The organism is Pseudomonas sp. ES1 (assembly GCF_050586605.1).
Taxonomy (GTDB): Bacteria; Pseudomonadota; Gammaproteobacteria; order Pseudomonadales; family Pseudomonadaceae; genus Aquipseudomonas; species Aquipseudomonas sichuanensis.
In genome coordinates this window covers 1-14,094 of sequence record NZ_JBOBDM010000095.1, presented here as the reverse complement: position 1 = coordinate 14,094, position 14,094 = coordinate 1, and the positions used below count along the sequence as shown (strand labels likewise).

At 64.9% G+C, this 14,094-nt stretch carries 16 protein-coding genes; 2 read left to right on the top strand and 14 right to left on the bottom strand.

Annotation, left to right across the window (positions count from 1 at the left end):
• Positions 1-103: 103 nt before the first annotated feature.
• Together gshA and ACQ4N9_RS25420 are read left to right on the top strand one after the other, a co-directional pair.
• Complete coding sequence (gene gshA / locus ACQ4N9_RS25425) at positions 104-1,681, top strand: glutamate--cysteine ligase (RefSeq protein WP_390966351.1); 1,578 nt, start codon at positions 104-106, stop codon at positions 1,679-1,681.
• Positions 1,681-2,313, top strand: a complete 633-nt coding sequence (locus tag ACQ4N9_RS25420) for a TetR/AcrR family transcriptional regulator (RefSeq protein WP_390966353.1) — start codon at positions 1,681-1,683, stop codon at positions 2,311-2,313. The genes gshA and ACQ4N9_RS25420 overlap by 1 nt, the downstream gene beginning before the upstream one ends.
• Before the next feature lie 134 nt (positions 2,314-2,447).
• On the opposite strand, the gene ACQ4N9_RS25415 is transcribed toward ACQ4N9_RS25420, so the two are convergent.
• The 14 genes from ACQ4N9_RS25415 to oscA all read right to left on the bottom strand — a co-directional run bounded on the left by ACQ4N9_RS25415 (position 2,448) and on the right by oscA (position 13,979).
• Positions 2,448-2,663: a TOBE domain-containing protein gene (locus ACQ4N9_RS25415; RefSeq protein WP_101322556.1), complete on the bottom strand. Its 216-nt coding sequence runs from the start codon at positions 2,661-2,663 to the stop codon at positions 2,448-2,450.
• A gap of 29 nt (positions 2,664-2,692) precedes the next feature.
• Positions 2,693-3,505 (bottom strand): aliphatic sulfonates ABC transporter ATP-binding protein, encoded by an 813-nt coding sequence (ssuB, locus tag ACQ4N9_RS25410; protein ID WP_390966355.1) that lies wholly within the window; start codon positions 3,503-3,505, stop codon positions 2,693-2,695.
• Positions 3,505-4,302, bottom strand: a complete 798-nt coding sequence (gene ssuC, locus ACQ4N9_RS25405; protein ID WP_110992184.1) for an aliphatic sulfonate ABC transporter permease SsuC — start codon at positions 4,300-4,302, stop codon at positions 3,505-3,507. Before ssuC ends, ssuB begins: the two co-directional genes overlap by 1 nt.
• A 10-nt stretch (positions 4,303-4,312) precedes the next feature.
• Positions 4,313-5,461, bottom strand: a complete 1,149-nt coding sequence (gene ssuD, locus ACQ4N9_RS25400; protein ID WP_390966358.1) for an FMNH2-dependent alkanesulfonate monooxygenase — start codon at positions 5,459-5,461, stop codon at positions 4,313-4,315.
• Positions 5,462-5,521: 60 nt separating this feature from the next.
• Positions 5,522-6,487: a sulfonate ABC transporter substrate-binding protein gene (locus tag ACQ4N9_RS25395; protein WP_110992182.1), complete on the bottom strand. Its 966-nt coding sequence runs from the start codon at positions 6,485-6,487 to the stop codon at positions 5,522-5,524.
• Between the two features lie 95 nt (positions 6,488-6,582).
• A complete protein-coding gene (gene ssuE, locus ACQ4N9_RS25390; protein ID WP_125462205.1) occupies positions 6,583-7,176 on the bottom strand; it encodes an NADPH-dependent FMN reductase in 594 nt (197 codons plus the stop codon).
• 340 nt (positions 7,177-7,516) lie between these two features.
• Entirely contained in the window at positions 7,517-7,918 is a 402-nt protein-coding gene (locus tag ACQ4N9_RS25385) for an ExbD/TolR family protein (RefSeq protein WP_110992180.1), read from the bottom strand.
• Position 7,919: 1 nt separating this feature from the next.
• On the bottom strand, positions 7,920-8,642 hold the full coding sequence (locus ACQ4N9_RS25380) for a MotA/TolQ/ExbB proton channel family protein (RefSeq protein ID WP_110992179.1): 723 nt from the start codon (positions 8,640-8,642) through the stop codon (positions 7,920-7,922).
• Between the two features lie 30 nt (positions 8,643-8,672).
• Complete coding sequence (locus tag ACQ4N9_RS25375) at positions 8,673-9,470, bottom strand: energy transducer TonB (RefSeq protein WP_110992178.1); 798 nt, start codon at positions 9,468-9,470, stop codon at positions 8,673-8,675.
• 366 nt (positions 9,471-9,836) lie between these two features.
• Entirely contained in the window at positions 9,837-10,826 is a 990-nt protein-coding gene (locus tag ACQ4N9_RS25370; protein ID WP_110992176.1) for a sulfate/molybdate ABC transporter ATP-binding protein, read from the bottom strand.
• 3 nt (positions 10,827-10,829) lie between these two features.
• Positions 10,830-11,702, bottom strand: a complete 873-nt coding sequence (cysW, locus tag ACQ4N9_RS25365; protein ID WP_110992175.1) for a sulfate ABC transporter permease subunit CysW — start codon at positions 11,700-11,702, stop codon at positions 10,830-10,832.
• Positions 11,703-11,715: 13 nt separating this feature from the next.
• Positions 11,716-12,534 (bottom strand): sulfate ABC transporter permease subunit CysT, encoded by an 819-nt coding sequence (cysT, locus tag ACQ4N9_RS25360; RefSeq protein WP_110992174.1) that lies wholly within the window; start codon positions 12,532-12,534, stop codon positions 11,716-11,718.
• 206 nt (positions 12,535-12,740) lie between these two features.
• Entirely contained in the window at positions 12,741-13,748 is a 1,008-nt protein-coding gene (locus tag ACQ4N9_RS25355) for a sulfate ABC transporter substrate-binding protein (RefSeq protein WP_125462203.1), read from the bottom strand.
• Positions 13,749-13,796: 48 nt separating this feature from the next.
• Positions 13,797-13,979 (bottom strand): sulfur starvation response protein OscA, encoded by a 183-nt coding sequence (oscA, locus tag ACQ4N9_RS25350; RefSeq protein WP_016712582.1) that lies wholly within the window; start codon positions 13,977-13,979, stop codon positions 13,797-13,799.
• Positions 13,980-14,094: the final 115 nt, after the last annotated feature.

Below are 14,094 nucleotides of genomic sequence, written 5' to 3'. Positions count from 1 at the left end.
AACCGCGCAACCAGGCGACAACGCCAGTTCCTTTCCCAACTACCCTTGTAGACCGTCATACCTACCCCCATATTGGGGCGACTGACGCGTGAAGGAATCCATCTTGAGCGACCTCCTCAACCGCCGCCTGAGCCTGCTCGGCGACAACCTCGACCTGCTCAAGCAGTGCCTGCACGGCATTGAGCGCGAATGCCTGCGCGTGACCCAAGACGGTCGCCTGGCCCAGACCCCGCACCCCGAAGCCTTGGGTTCGGCGCTGACCAACGAGCAGATCACCACCGACTATTCCGAGTCGCTGCTGGAGTTCATCACCCCAGCCCTGGCCGACCCGGCCAAGGTGCTCGAAAGCCTCGAACAGACCCACCGCTTCGTCTACAGCAAGCTGGGCCACGAGTTGCTGTGGAGCCCGTCGATGCCCTGCGCGCTGCCGGCCGAGGAGGACATCCCGATCGCCGAGTACGGCACCTCGAACATCGGCAAGCTCAAGCACGTGTACCGCAAGGGCCTGGCCCTGCGCTACGGCCGCACCATGCAGTGCATCGCCGGCATCCACTACAACTTCTCGCTGCCTGAAGCACTGTGGCCATTGCTGCGCGCCGAAGAAGGCAGCGCAGAGGACGACCGCGACTACCAGTCCGCGGCCTACATCGCGCTGATCCGCAATTTCCGCCGCTACAGCTGGCTGCTGATGTACCTGTTCGGTGCCTCGCCGACCCTGGACAAAGGCTTCCTGCGCGGCCGCCCGCACCAGCTCGAAGAGCTCGACGCCAACACCCTCTACCTGCCCTACGCCACCAGCCTGCGCATGAGCGACCTGGGTTACCAGAGCAACGCCCAGGCGGGCCTGACGCCCTGCTACAACAACCTCGCCAGCTACACCGACAGCCTGCGCAAGGCGGTGGGCACGCCCTACCCGCCCTACGTCGAGGTCGGCACGCACAAGGATGGCGAGTGGGTGCAGCTCAACACCAACATCCTGCAGATCGAGAACGAGTACTACTCGAACATCCGCCCCAAGCGCGTGACCTACACCGGCGAGCGGCCGATCCAGGCCCTGATCTCCCGTGGCGTGCAGTACGTCGAAGTGCGTTGCCTGGACATCAACCCGTTCCTGCCGGTGGGCATCGACCTCACCGAAGCGCGCTTCCTCGACGCCTTCCTGCTGCTCTGTGCGCTGGACGACAGCCCGCAGCTGGACAACGGCGAATGCGGCCAGTGCACCAGCAACTTCCTGACCGTGGTCAAGGAAGGCCGTCGCCCGGGCCTTGCGCTGCAGCGTAACGGCCAGCCGATCGCGCTGAAGGACTGGGCCAGCGAGCTCATCGGCCGTATCGGCCAGATGGCCGAGCTGCTCGACCGTGCCCAAGGCGGCAACGAGCACGCCAAGGCCCTGCAAGCCCAGCAGGCCAAGGTCGATGACCCTGAACTGACCCCGTCGGCCCAGGTACTGGCGCGCATGACCGAACACGATGAAAGCTTCATCGAGTTCTCCCTGCGCCAGAGCCGCGTGCACGCCGAGACCTTCCGCGAGCAGCCACTGGGCAGCGAACAGCAACAGGCCTTCGAAACCCTCGCCCGCAACTCCCTGGCCGAACAATCGCGCCTGGAGCAGCAGGAAGTCGGCGACTTCGACCTGTTCGTCGGCGCCTACCAGGCCAGCATCCTGGCCATCAGCAACTGATGAACCGCACCGCCACCCCGCGCAAACCGCGCGCCAGCAGCCAGGCCAGGATCGAAGCGATCCTGGCAGCTGCGCGCGAGCTGCTGGCCGGGCAAGGGGTGGCGGGGTTGTCGATCTACAACGTCGCCGAGCGGGCGCAGATCCCGCCGTCGTCGGTGTACCACTTCTTCGCCAGCGTACCGGCCCTGCTCGAAGCGCTGACCGCCGATGTGCACCGGGCCTTTCGCGAAGCCTTGAGCGCACCGATCGACAGCGCGGCGTTCAGCACCTGGCATGGCCTGTCACGGTTGATCGAGCAGCGCATGCTCGACATCTACAACGAGGACGCCGCAGCGCGGCAACTGATCCTGGCCCAGCATGGCCTGAGCGAAGTGGTCCAGGCTGACCGCCAGCACGACCTGGAACTGGGCGAGTTGATGCACCAACTGTTCGACCGGCATTTCCAGTTGCCGGCGATGCCGCAGGAAGTGCATGTGTTCGCCTTGGCGATGGAGCTGAGCGATCGGGTGTATGCCCGCTCAATGCAGCTGCACGAGCAGATCACCCCGCGCATGGCGGAAGAAGGGATGCGGGTGTTCGAGGCGTATCTGGGGCTGTACCTGCCGCCGTTTCTGGCCAAGCGCCCTAGCTGAAGTCATCGGGGCCTCCCTTCGCGGGTAAACCCGCTCCCACAGGGTCCGCGCAAGTTCTTGAGCCTGCGCAGTACATGTGGGAGCGGGTTTACCCGCGAAGGGCTGCGAAGCAGCCCCGATATCGAGCAGCAGCATCACAACTTGGCGATGGACACCTCGGTCGATTTCACAAACGCGATCACTTCACTGCCTACCTGCAGCTCCAGCTCCTTCACGGAACGGGTGGTGATCACCGAAGTCACCACGCCAGAGGCGGTCTGCACGTCGATTTCCGACAGTACCGGGCCTTCGAGGATTTCCTTCACGGTGCCTTTGAACTGGTTGCGAACGTTGATGGCTTTGATGGTCATGGCTGATTTCCTTTGATTGGCTTCGGGGTTCAATGCGCCCAACGCAGCTGCGTGGGCAAAGGGGCTACAGGTTCCGGCTCGGGCGGGGTGCCCGGGGCGGACAGAACACGGTCCAGCACTTCACTTTCCAGGCTTGCCAGGCGGTGCGAACCACGCGCCCGAGGGCGCGGCAGGTCGACCAGCAGGTCGAGGCCGACGGCGCCGTCCTCGATCAGGATCACCCGGTCAGCCACGGCGACGGCTTCGCTGACGTCGTGGGTGACCAGCAGCACGGTGAAACCGTGCTGACGCCACAGGCGTTCGATCAGTTGCTGCATCTCGATACGGGTCAATGCGTCCAGCGCGCCCAGCGGCTCGTCCAGCAGCAGCAGGCGCGGCTGGTGGATCAACGCCCGGGCCAGGGCAACCCGTTGCTTCTGGCCGCCGGACAAGGCCGCCGGCCACTCATTGGCGCGGTCAGCCAGGCCGACCGCCCCCAGGGCATCCAACGCCCGTTGCCGCCAGTCGCCGGACAGGCCCAGGCTGACGTTGTCGATCACCTTCTTCCACGGCAGCAGGCGAGCGTCCTGGAACATCAGCCGGGTGTCCTCCCGGGCCTCGGCCAGCGGCGCGGCACCGGCCAGCAATTCGCCGGCGCTGGGGTTGTCGAGCCCGGCCAGCAGGCGCAGCAAGGTGCTCTTGCCGCAGCCACTGCGGCCAACGATGGCGACGAACTGGCCGGCCGGAATGTGCAGGTCGATGCCCTTCAACACTTCGCGCTGGCCAAAGGTCTTGCGCAGGCCGTTGGCGGCCAGCGGGATGCCACGCAGCAGGCGTGGCGGCTGCTCTTTAAGTACGGTCATCACGCACCCTCCTTCTTGGCGACCTGATAGGCCGGGTGCCAGCGCAACCACACACGCTCCAGGCCACGGGCAGCCAGGTCGGCGAGCTTGCCGAGCACGGCGTACAGCACGATCGCCAGCACCACCACGTCGGTCTGCAGGAACTCACGGGCATTCATCGCCAGGTAACCGATGCCGGCGTTGGCCGAAATGGTCTCGGCGACGATCAGGGTCAGCCACATGAAGCCAAGGGCAAAGCGCACACCGACCAGGATCGACGGCAGCGCCCCCGGCAGGATCACCTGACGGAACAGGCCGAAGCCCGACAGCCCGTAACTGCGCGCCATTTCCACCAACGCCGGGTCGACGTTACGGATGCCGTGGTAGGTGTTCAGGTAGATCGGGAACAAGGTCCCCAGCGCCACCAGGAAAATCTTTGCCGACTCATCGATACCGAACCACAGGATCACCAGCGGGATCAGCGCCAGGTGCGGCACGTTGCGGATCATCTGCACCGAGCTGTCGAGCAGGCGCTCGCCCCACTTCGACAGGCCGGTGATGAAGCCCAGCAGCAGGCCGAGACTGCCGCCGATGGCGAAGCCCAGCCCGGCACGCCAGCCACTGATGGCCAGGTGCGTCCAGATTTCGCCGCTGCGCACCAGCTCGACCCCGGCGCTGACCACTGCGCTGGGTGCCGGGAGGATGCGCGTCGACAGCCAGCCAGCGCTGACCGCCAGCTGCCAGACTGCCAACAGCAGCACCGGCAGCGCCCACGGCGCCAGGCGCTTGGCCCAGGAGGTTGAGGTATCAGCACCCATGGTCCGGCCCTCAGCTCTGCGACACGGCTTTGGGCAGGATGTCGTTGGCGACCATTTCGCCGAACGGGCTCACGTAACCACCGGTTTTCGGTTGCTCCGGGCGCTGCACATCCAGGTGCGGGAACAGCAGTTCAGCGACGCGGTACGACTCTTCCAGGTGTGGATAACCCGAGAAGATGAAGGTATCGATGCCCAGGTCTGCGTATTCCTTGACCCGCGCCGCCACGGTTGGGCCATCGCCTACCAGCGCGGTGCCGGCACCGCCACGCACCAGGCCGACGCCGGCCCACAGGTTGGGGCTGACCTCCAGGTTGTCGCGGTTGCCGTTGTGCAGCGCAGCCATGCGTTGCTGGCCGACCGAATCGAAGCGCGCCAGCGAAGCCTGGGCGCGGGCAATGGTGTCGTCGTCCAGGTGCGAGATCAGCTTGTCGGCGGCAGCCCAGGCTTCTTCGTTGGTTTCCCGCACGATCACGTGCAGGCGGATACCGAAGCGCACTTCACGGCCCTGGGCGGCGGCTTTTTCGCGCACCTGGGCGATCTTCTCGGCGACGGCGGCCGGTGGCTCGCCCCAGATCAGGTACAGCTCGACCTGTTCGGCAGCCAGGTCCTGGGCGGCCTCGGACGAACCGCCGAAATACAGCGGCGGACGTGGTTGCTGAATCGGCGGGTAGAGCAGCTTGGCGCCCTTTACCTGGATGTGTTTACCGTCGTAATCGACGTTTTCACCTTCCAGCACCTTGCGCCAGATACGGGTGAATTCCACCGAGGCCTCGTAGCGCTCCTGGTGGTTCAGGTGCAGGCCGTCACCGGCCAGTTCGTCGGGGTCGCCGCCGGTCACCAGGTTGAACAGCGCACGGCCGTTGGACAGGCGATCGAGGGTGGCGGCCTGGCGCGCGGCCACGGTCGGCGAAATGATCCCCGGGCGCAGCGCGACCAGGAACTTCAGGCGCTCGGTCACCGGGATCAGCGACGCGGCGACCAGCCAGGAGTCCTCGCAGGACCGCCCGGTGGGGATCAGCACGCCGCCGAAGCCGAGGCGGTCAGCGGCCTGGGCGATCTGCGCCAGGTAGCCATGGTCGACGGCGCGGGCGCCTTCGCTGGTGCCCAGGTACTTGCCGTCACCGTGGGTGGGCAGGAACCAGAAGATGTTCAGGCTCATTGGAGTTGTCTCCTCAAGGGTGGCTCGAGCCGGGGCCTGGCCCCGGCGCTGGCGAATCGATCAAGGCGCGCTGGCGACCTTGGCGGGGGGTGTCCAGATCACGTCCTTGATGCTCAAGGGCTTGGGAATCAGCTTCAGGGCCTGGAAGGTGTCGGCGATCTTCTGCTGCGCGGCGATCACTTCCGGGGTCAGCGGCGCGGCACCGTAGCCCTGGCGCTTCACCGAGGTCAGGGTGATGTCGGCGGGCAGGCCGAGCAGCGGCGCGACCTGGTCGGTCACCTCCTGCGGGTTGGCCTGGGACCACTGGCCCACGGTGCGCACTTCCTCGACCAGGGTGTTGATCACCGCCGGGTGTTGGGTGGCGTAGCTGCGGGTGGCCAGGTAGAACTGGTGGTTGTCGACCAGGCCCTTGCCGTCACGCAGGGTACGGGCCTGCAGCTGTTGCTCGGCGGCGGCCTGGTACGGGTCCCAGATCACCCAGGCATCGACGCTGCCACGCTCGAAGGCGGCGCGGGCGTCGGCCGGCGGCAGGTAGACCGGCTGGATGTCGGTGTATTTGAGGCCGGCGTCTTCGAGGGCACGCACCAGCAGGTAATGAACGTTCGAGCCTTTGTTCAGCGCGACTTTCTTGCCCTTGAGCTCTTTCACCGACTGGATCGACGAGCCCTTGGGCACGAGGATCGCCTCGCTGTGCGGGGCTGGCGGTTCATAGGCGACGTAGAGCAGGTCGGCGCCTGCGGCCTGGGCGAATACCGGCGGGGTTTCGCCGGTGACACCGAAGTCGATCGAGCCGACGTTGAGCCCTTCAAGCAGCTGCGGGCCGCCGGGGAACTCGGTCCATTGCACGTCGATGCCCTGTTCCTTCAGGCGCTTCTCCAGCGAGCCCTTGGCCTTGAGCAGCACCAGGGTGCCGTATTTCTGGTAACCGATACGTAGGCTCTCGGCCTGGGCTTGGGTAATGGCGCCGAAGGACACAGCCGCCGCAAACAGGGCGACCAGACCACGACGCAAGAAGACTGTGCGCATGGCGCTCTCCTGTGCGAGTTGGGTTCGGGTTGCACCTGCTTGCCTCGTTGACGGGCGAGTAAGGTGGGACAGCAGTGAAGCGGTGTATCAGTGGCTCAGATGCTCCAGCGGGCACTGAGCAGGCGTTCGTTGAGCACACCCGGTGCGACCGGCCGAGGCCGCCGCGCCAGGGCGCCATGGAAGGTTTCCAGCGAATCCTGCAGGCGCTGCTCCAGGGCCGGGGCCAGCTGCGCAGGGCGGTTGCCTTCGCCGTAGGCGATCTGGCTGTCGTCGGCGAAGATCCCTTGCAGGGTCTCCTGCGCCTTCAAGGCAGACAGCACCGGCTTGAGTGCGTAGTCCACGGCAAGCATGTGGGCGATGCTGCCGCCGGTTGCCACCGGCAATACCACCTTGTGCTCCAGGGCACGCTCGGGCAGCAGGTCGAGCAGGGTCTTCAGCGCGCCGGCAAATGAGGCTTTGTACACCGGAGTGGCCACCACCAGGCCGTCGGCCTGGGCCACCAGTTCGATGAAGTGGCGCACCTGCGGGCTGTCGAAGCGCGCATGCAGCAGGTCTTCGGCGTTGAACTCACGCACCTGGAAGGTCACCACTTCGACACCGCGCTCCTGCAGCCAGTCGCGGGTGCGTTCTAGCAGCACGCCGGAGCGTGAACGAAGACTGGGACTACCACCGACAGAAACAACCAGCATTGAAAGCGCTTCCTTCGATTCGATTGCAGGGCCGCGAGGGGTTGGCCCCGCTGGATGGAAGTGACCTTAACAGTTGGTCACATATATCCATAAATCATATTTTTTCATTTGTTTATTCGTTATTTGACTATGCGAACCCTCAGACCCCATCGCTGGCAAGCCAGCTCCCACCTCGATCGCATAAGCCCAAGCCCTGCGCGAACCTTGTGGGAGCTGGCTTGCCAGCGATGAGGCCAGCACCAGCAACGCAACACAGTGCAGTGAAGGCCCCATAAAAAAAGGGCCATCCCCTGCCAAGGAAAATGGCCCATAAGCACTTGCCTGAAGAGGGTATTGCCGGTCAGCGCGCGGTGATCACCGCCAGCTTGGTGATGCCGGCCCGTTCGATGGCCGCCATGGCCCGGGCGACTTCGCCGTAGTTCACGCCATCGTCGGCCTGCAGCTGCACGCGCAGCTCGGCGTCCTTGCCTTTGGCGGCCTTGAGGTTGGTTTCCAGCAGGTCGGGCTGGATCTCGTCCTTGTTGATGAACAGCTTGCCGCTGCCATCGATGCTCACCACCAGCGGGTCCTTCTGCTCCACCGGGGCCACGGCCTCGGTCTTGGGCAGGTTGATGGGGATGGCGTTGGTCAGCAGCGGCGCGGTGACGATGAACACCACCAGCAGCACCAGCATGACGTCCACCAGTGGCGTGACGTTGATTTCACTCAATACTTCATCGCTGTCCTGGGTCGAGAAGGCCATGTCAGGAGGCCTCCTTCACAGGTTGGTTGAAGCCGGCCTGCTGGCGCTGCACCGCCGGGTGCAGCAGCACGCGGAAGGCACTCTTCTGCGCCAGGCTGTAGAAGTCGTGGGCGAAGTCGTCGAGGTCGGCAGCGGTCAGCTTGAGGCGGCGCAGGAAGTAGTTGTAGACCAGCACTGCCGGCACCGCGACGGCGATACCCACGCCGGTGGCGACCAGCGCCGCGCCGATCGGGCCGGCCACGGTTTCCAGGCTGGCGGAACCGGCCGCGCTGATGCCCTTGAGCGCTTCCATGATGCCCCACACGGTGCCGAACAGGCCGATGAAGGGCGAGGTGCTGCCGATACTGGCGACCACCGCCAGGCCGGTTTCCAGCGAGCGGCGCTCGCGCACGATCTGCTGGCGCAGGGCGCGCTCCAGGCGGTCCTGATGGTTGATGGCCTGGCTCAGGTCATTAGCCTGGCCGGGTTCACCGACGGCGATGGCGGCGTAACCGGCCTGGGCGACACGGGCGGCGGGGCCGGGTTGCTGGTGGCTGATTTCGGCGGCGGAATCGAGGCTGGATGCGGCCCAGAACTGCTGGTGGAAGCGCTTGTCCTGGCGCTTGAGGCGCACGAACTGCACGACCTTGACCAGGGCCAGCGCCCAAGTGGCCACGGAGAAACCGACCAACAGCCAGATGACGGCGCTTTCAACGGATTCGAGGGGGGATGCCAACAGGCTCATGGTGATGTCCTTCCTTTGTGCGGTGGCGAATTAACGAAGCTTGAAATCGATGGGTACGCTGACCCAGCCGGCCAGGGCCACGTCGCCCTGCTTGGCGGGGACGAAGCTCCAGCGCTTGACTGCGGCCAGCGCGGCAGCATCCAGGGCGTCACGGCCACTGCTCTTCTGCAGCTGGATTTGGCCGGGCTTGCCGCTGGGCAGCACCTCGACGCGCAGCAGTACGGTGCCTTCCCAGCCACGGCGCAGGGCCATCTGTGGGTACTCGGGGGCCGGGTTCTTCAGGTACGCGGCATTGGCCGATGCCGGGGTCACCGGGGCCGGCGCGGGCGGTGCGGCTGGCGCAGGCGGTGCTGGGGCAGCCACCGGCGTTGGCGGCGGTGCTTCGACCGGTTTCGGCTGTGGCTTGGGTTGCGGCTTGGCCACCGGCTTGGGCACGGGTTTCGGCTTGGGCTTTGGCTTGGCGGCCAGCTCGTCGACCACCGGCGGTGGCGGTTCCACCACAGGCGGTGCCGGAGCAGGTGGCGGCGGCTCGACGACTGGCGGTGCGGGTGCGGCGAACTCGATGGTCATGGGCGGAATCTGCGGCGGCACGACCGGCAGCGCCGGGGTCGGCGCCTGGCTGATCCAGTAGGCGGCGGCGCCATGCAGGGCCAGCACCAGCAGGCCCAGCGCCAGCTTGTCGCGGCGCTTGAGGCCGCTCACCGGCGTGCGCTGCAGGCGCAACTGGCCAAGCGGCAGGCGCAGCGTGCGTCCGAGCTCGACCAAGTCGCCCGATGCCGGGTGCCATGGCTGCTCAAAGGCCCTGACGGCCGACTGGACATTACCCATTGCTGAAACTCCTGGGGTCTCGATTCAGGTGTGTGGCTGAATCATCGACGGCGGAGACTTAGGCCATAAAGTAATGTTTAAAGTTAACGTTATAGCTTTTATGAATATTGATTTTGATGTGCTGTTTGTAGGCCGCGTCGTTCGTGGCTTGTAGCAGGCCGCCAAGTCAACGATGCCTGGCCTGCATTGAAAATATTCGTGAAATGCATCGAATCGCTGCGAGGGCTGCGCCCTCGTTCGCGGGTAAACCCGCTCCCACAGACTTTGGCGCCGGTCCTTGTGGGAGCGGGTTTACCCGCGAATACGATGGTGCAGGCAATAAAAAACCCGGGACCAGGCCCGGGTTCTTCATTCAGCAAAGGTGAGTCAGATATCGGCCACCTTCTGCCACACCTTCGGCCGGAAGAATAGCGTCTCCCCGCGCGCCAACCCGGTCAGGCTGTCGTGGTCCTTGACCACCTCGGCCTCGATCAGCTCGCTCTGCCCTTCCACCTTCAAGGTCACCCGGGTGGTCGCACCCAGCGGGCGAATGTCACGCACCTCGGCGGCATGGTGGCCTTCGGTTTCATGGCGCGACAGCGACACTTCGTGCGGGCGGAACAGCACATGGTGCCCTTCGCTGAGCGCCAGGCGGTTGGAATCGCCGAGGAAGTGGTAGACGAAATCGTTGGCCGGCTTCTCGTACACCTCGCCCGGCGAGCCAATCTGCTCGATCACGCCCTTGTTCATCACCACGATGCGGTCGGCTACTTCCATGGCCTCTTCCTGGTCGTGGGTGACGAACACCGAGGTCAGGTTGATATCCTCGTGCAGGCGCGCCAGCCAGCGGCGCAGCTCCTTGCGCACCTTGGCATCGAGGGCGCCGAACGGCTCGTCGAGCAGTAGCACCTTAGGCTCCACCGCCAGGGCGCGGGCCAGGGCGATACGCTGGCGCTGGCCACCGGACAGCTGCTCGGGGTAACGGTCGGACAGCCAGTCGAGCTGGACCATGTTCAGCAGCTCATGGACCTTCTCGGCGATCTTGCTCTCGCTCGGGCGCTCGCCCTTGGGTTTCATGCGCAGGCCAAACGCGACGTTGTCGAACACACTCATGTGGCGGAACAGCGCGTAGTGCTGGAACACGAAGCCGACGTTACGGTCACGCACGTCGTGGCCCGAAACATCCTCGCCGTGGAACACGATGCTGCCGTCGTCCGGCGTTTCCAGGCCGGCGATGATGCGCAGCAGGGTGGTCTTGCCGCAGCCGGACGGGCCGAGCAGGGCCACCAGCTCGCCGCTGTGGATATCCAGGTTGATGGCGTTCAGGGCCTGGAAGCTGTTGAAGCGCTTGCTGACATTACGAACTTCGATCGACATGAATCATTCCTCCGCGGCGCTGTGGCGCAGGCGGTTAATACGGTTCTCGCTCCACTGCTTGAGCAGCAGGATGAAGAGCGCCAGGATCAGCAACAGGCTGGCCACGCTGAAGGCCGCGACATGGTTGTACTCGTTGTAGAGGATCTCCACGTGCAGCGGCAAGGTGTTGGTGACGCCACGGATATGCCCGGACACCACCGACACCGCGCCGAACTCGCCCATCGCCCGCGCGGTGCACAGCACCACGCCGTAGATCAGGCCCCATTTGATGTTCGGCAAGGTGACGTGCCAGAACATCTGCCAGCCGTTGGCGCCGAGCAGGCGCGCGGCCTCCTCTTCCTGGGTGCCCTGCTCCTGCATCAGCGGGATCAGTTCACGGGCCACGAACGGCACGGTGACGAAGATGGTCGCCAGGACAATGCCCGGCAGGGCGAACACGATCTGGATATCGTGGTCCTGCAGCCACGGGCCGAACAGGCCCTGGGCGCCGAACATCAGCACGTAGACCAGGCCGGCGATCACCGGCGACACCGAGAAAGGCAGGTCGATCAGGGTCACCAGCAGGCTCTTGCCACGGAAGGTGTATTTGCTCACGCACCAGGCGGCACTGACCCCGAACAGCAGGTTCAGCGGCACCGAGATGGCCACCGCCAGCAGGGTGAGCTTGAGCGCCGACAGCGCATCGGCCTCGAAGATCGCCTCGAAGAAGGTGCCGAAGCCGTTCTTGAGCGCCTGGGACACCACGATCACCAGCGGCAAGGCCAGGAACAGGGCGAAGACGATCCAGGCCAGGGTGATCAGCACGCGGCGCGAAGTGGCGCTGCCACGCCGGGCGGCGTTGGCGGCAGCGCTCGCGCCAAGGGTCGATGAAGACATTAGCGGGCCTCCTTCAAGGGGTTTCGATGCGCCGCTGCAGCAAGTTGATCAGCAGCAGCAGGATGAAGGAAACCACCAGCATCAGCACGCCGATGGCGGTGGCGCCGGTGTAGTCGTACTGGTCGAGCTTGACCATGATCAGCAGCGGCAGGATCTCGGTCTTCATCGGCATGTTGCCGGCGATGAAGATCACCGAACCGTACTCGCCCACGCCGCGGGCGAAGGCCAGGGCGAAGCCGGTCAGCCAGGCCGGCAGCAGCGCCGGCGCCAGGATGTGGCGGAACACCTGCAAGGGTTTCGCGCCCAGGCAGGCGGCGGCCTCTTCCACTTCACGCGGGATGTCGGCCAGCACCGGCTGCACCGTGCGCACCACGAACGGCAGGGTGACGAAGGTCAGCGCCAGGGTGATGCCCAATGGGGTATAGGCGATCTTGAAGCCCAGGTCGGTGGCGAACTGGCCGACCCAGCCTGCCGGCGCGTACAGCGCGGTCAAGGCGATACCGGCCACGGCCGTGGGCAGGGCGAACGGCAGGTCGATCATCGCGTCGATGATCTTGCGCCCGGGGAAGGTGTAGCGCACCAGCACCCAGGCCAGCAGGGTGCCGATCACGCCGTTGATGATGGCGGCAAACAGGGCGGTGCCGAAACTCAGCTTCAGCGCGGCGATGACCCGCGGCGCACTGACGATGTTCCAGAACTGCTCCCAGGTCAGCTGCGAGGCATGGATGAACATGGCCGCCAGCGGTATCAGCACGATCAGGCTGAGGTACACCAAGGTGTAGCCCAGCGTCAGCCCGAAGCCGGGTATGACGGGGGATATACGACGTGACATAAAGGTCCCTGGTTGAACGCACGAAGCCCGGGGTCGGTCCCGGGCACATGCAGGCTACTGAAGGGTTTTCTTTGTGGGGCTGCTACGCAACCCTTTCGCTGGCAAGCCAGCTCCCACAGTTGCAGTGCATACCCGCTTCCTGTGGGAGCCGGCTTGCCGGCGAAAGGGCCGCAAAGCGGCCCCGCTCCTATTCATTTCATTGCCGATCACTGTGCCTGATAAATCTGGTCGAACACACCGCCGTCATTGAAGAACTTCGGCTGCGCAGTCTTCCAGCCACCGAAGTCCTTGTCGATGGTCACCAGGTCCAGTTTCGGGAACTGCTTGGCAAACTCGGCGGCAACTTTCGCATCACGCGGGCGGTAGAAGTTCTCGGCGGCGATCTTCTGGCCAGCCGGGCTGTACAGGTGCTTGAGGTATTCCTCGGCGATCTGCTCGTTGCCCTTCTTCTCGGCGTTCTTGTCGACCACGGCCACCGGCGGCTCGGCGAGGATCGACAGCGACGGCACGACGATCTCGAACTTGTCGGCGCCACCGTCTTCCTTCAGCGCCAGGAAGGCCTCGTTTTCCCAGGCCAGCAGCACGTCGCCCTGGCCGTTGTTGACGAAGGTGATGGTCGAACCACGGGCGCCGGTATCCAGCACTGGTACGTGCTTGAACAGCTCCTGCACGTAGGCCTTGGCCTTGTCTTCGCTGCCGCCGGATTTCAGGCCGTAGGCCCAGGCGGCGAGGAAGTTCCAGCGGGCGCCGCCGGAGGTTTTCGGGTTGGGGGTGATCACCGAGACGTCCTTCTTGATCAGGTCGCCCCAGTCCTTGATGCCTTTCGGGTTGCCCTTGCGCACCAGGAACACGATGGTCGAAGTGTACGGGGTGCTGGCGTCCGGCAGGCGCTTCTGCCAGTCCTCCGGCAGGGTCTTGCCGAGCTTGGCGACTTCATCGATGTCGCCGGCCAGGGCCAGGGTGACCACGTCGGCGCGCAGGCCATCGATCACCGCGCGGGCCTGCTTGCCCGAACCGCCGTGGGATTGCTGGATCTTCACCTTGTCGCCCGGGTGAGCGGCTTGCCAGTGCTTGATGAACTCGGCGTTGTACTGCTGGTACAGCTCGCGGGTCGGGTCATAGGACACGTTCAACAGTTCGAAGTCCTTGGCGATCGCGGAACCGGCAAAAACGGCGCTGGCCAGGGCGGCAAGCGCATAACGGCGGATGGACATGGTGAAGCTCCCGATTGGCACTTTTTCTAATTAGGGGTTGTTGCGTGATCAGCCGGCCTTGTTGCCGGGCTGCTGCAGGCGGAACTTCTCCTTGCGTTCGATCTGCACCACCTGGGCGTTGTGCACGGTGATCTCCACGGCGCCGAAGCGCAGGTCGCGCAGGGCACTCTGGATTTCACGCAAGATGGTGGCTTCGTCCTGACCGTCGATGCTGCGCAGTGATGCACTCATGCTCGTTCTCCTTGGAGTAAGGGTGCCGGGCAGAGGTTTGAAGGGGATATGCGCCTGGCGTGAGAGCCATAGTAGTGAGGCAGGGTTATTCTTAAAAATACTGTTTAAGAATGTT

Excerpts from the sequence above, each read along its gene's own strand:
- ACQ4N9_RS25420 (WP_390966353.1), top strand. The coding sequence starts at position 1,681 with ATGAACCGCACCGCCACCCCGCGCAAACCGCGCGCCAGCAGCCAGGCC.
- ACQ4N9_RS25415 (WP_101322556.1), bottom strand. The coding sequence starts at position 2,663 with ATGACCATCAAAGCCATCAACGTTCGCAACCAGTTCAAAGGCACCGTG.
- ssuB (WP_390966355.1), bottom strand. The coding sequence starts at position 3,505 with ATGACCGTACTTAAAGAGCAGCCGCCACGCCTGCTGCGTGGCATCCCG.
- ssuC (WP_110992184.1), bottom strand. The coding sequence starts at position 4,302 with ATGGGTGCTGATACCTCAACCTCCTGGGCCAAGCGCCTGGCGCCGTGG.
- ssuD (WP_390966358.1), bottom strand. The coding sequence starts at position 5,461 with ATGAGCCTGAACATCTTCTGGTTCCTGCCCACCCACGGTGACGGCAAG.
- ACQ4N9_RS25395 (WP_110992182.1), bottom strand. The coding sequence starts at position 6,487 with ATGCGCACAGTCTTCTTGCGTCGTGGTCTGGTCGCCCTGTTTGCGGCG.
- ssuE (WP_125462205.1), bottom strand. The coding sequence starts at position 7,176 with ATGCTGGTTGTTTCTGTCGGTGGTAGTCCCAGTCTTCGTTCACGCTCC.
- ACQ4N9_RS25385 (WP_110992180.1), bottom strand. The coding sequence starts at position 7,918 with ATGGCCTTCTCGACCCAGGACAGCGATGAAGTATTGAGTGAAATCAAC.
- ACQ4N9_RS25380 (WP_110992179.1), bottom strand. The coding sequence starts at position 8,642 with ATGAGCCTGTTGGCATCCCCCCTCGAATCCGTTGAAAGCGCCGTCATC.
- ACQ4N9_RS25375 (WP_110992178.1), bottom strand. The coding sequence starts at position 9,470 with ATGGGTAATGTCCAGTCGGCCGTCAGGGCCTTTGAGCAGCCATGGCAC.
- ACQ4N9_RS25370 (WP_110992176.1), bottom strand. The coding sequence starts at position 10,826 with ATGTCGATCGAAGTTCGTAATGTCAGCAAGCGCTTCAACAGCTTCCAG.
- cysW (WP_110992175.1), bottom strand. The coding sequence starts at position 11,702 with ATGTCTTCATCGACCCTTGGCGCGAGCGCTGCCGCCAACGCCGCCCGG.
- cysT (WP_110992174.1), bottom strand. The coding sequence starts at position 12,534 with ATGTCACGTCGTATATCCCCCGTCATACCCGGCTTCGGGCTGACGCTG.
- ACQ4N9_RS25355 (WP_125462203.1), bottom strand. The coding sequence starts at position 13,748 with ATGTCCATCCGCCGTTATGCGCTTGCCGCCCTGGCCAGCGCCGTTTTT.
- oscA (WP_016712582.1), bottom strand. The coding sequence starts at position 13,979 with ATGAGTGCATCACTGCGCAGCATCGACGGTCAGGACGAAGCCACCATC.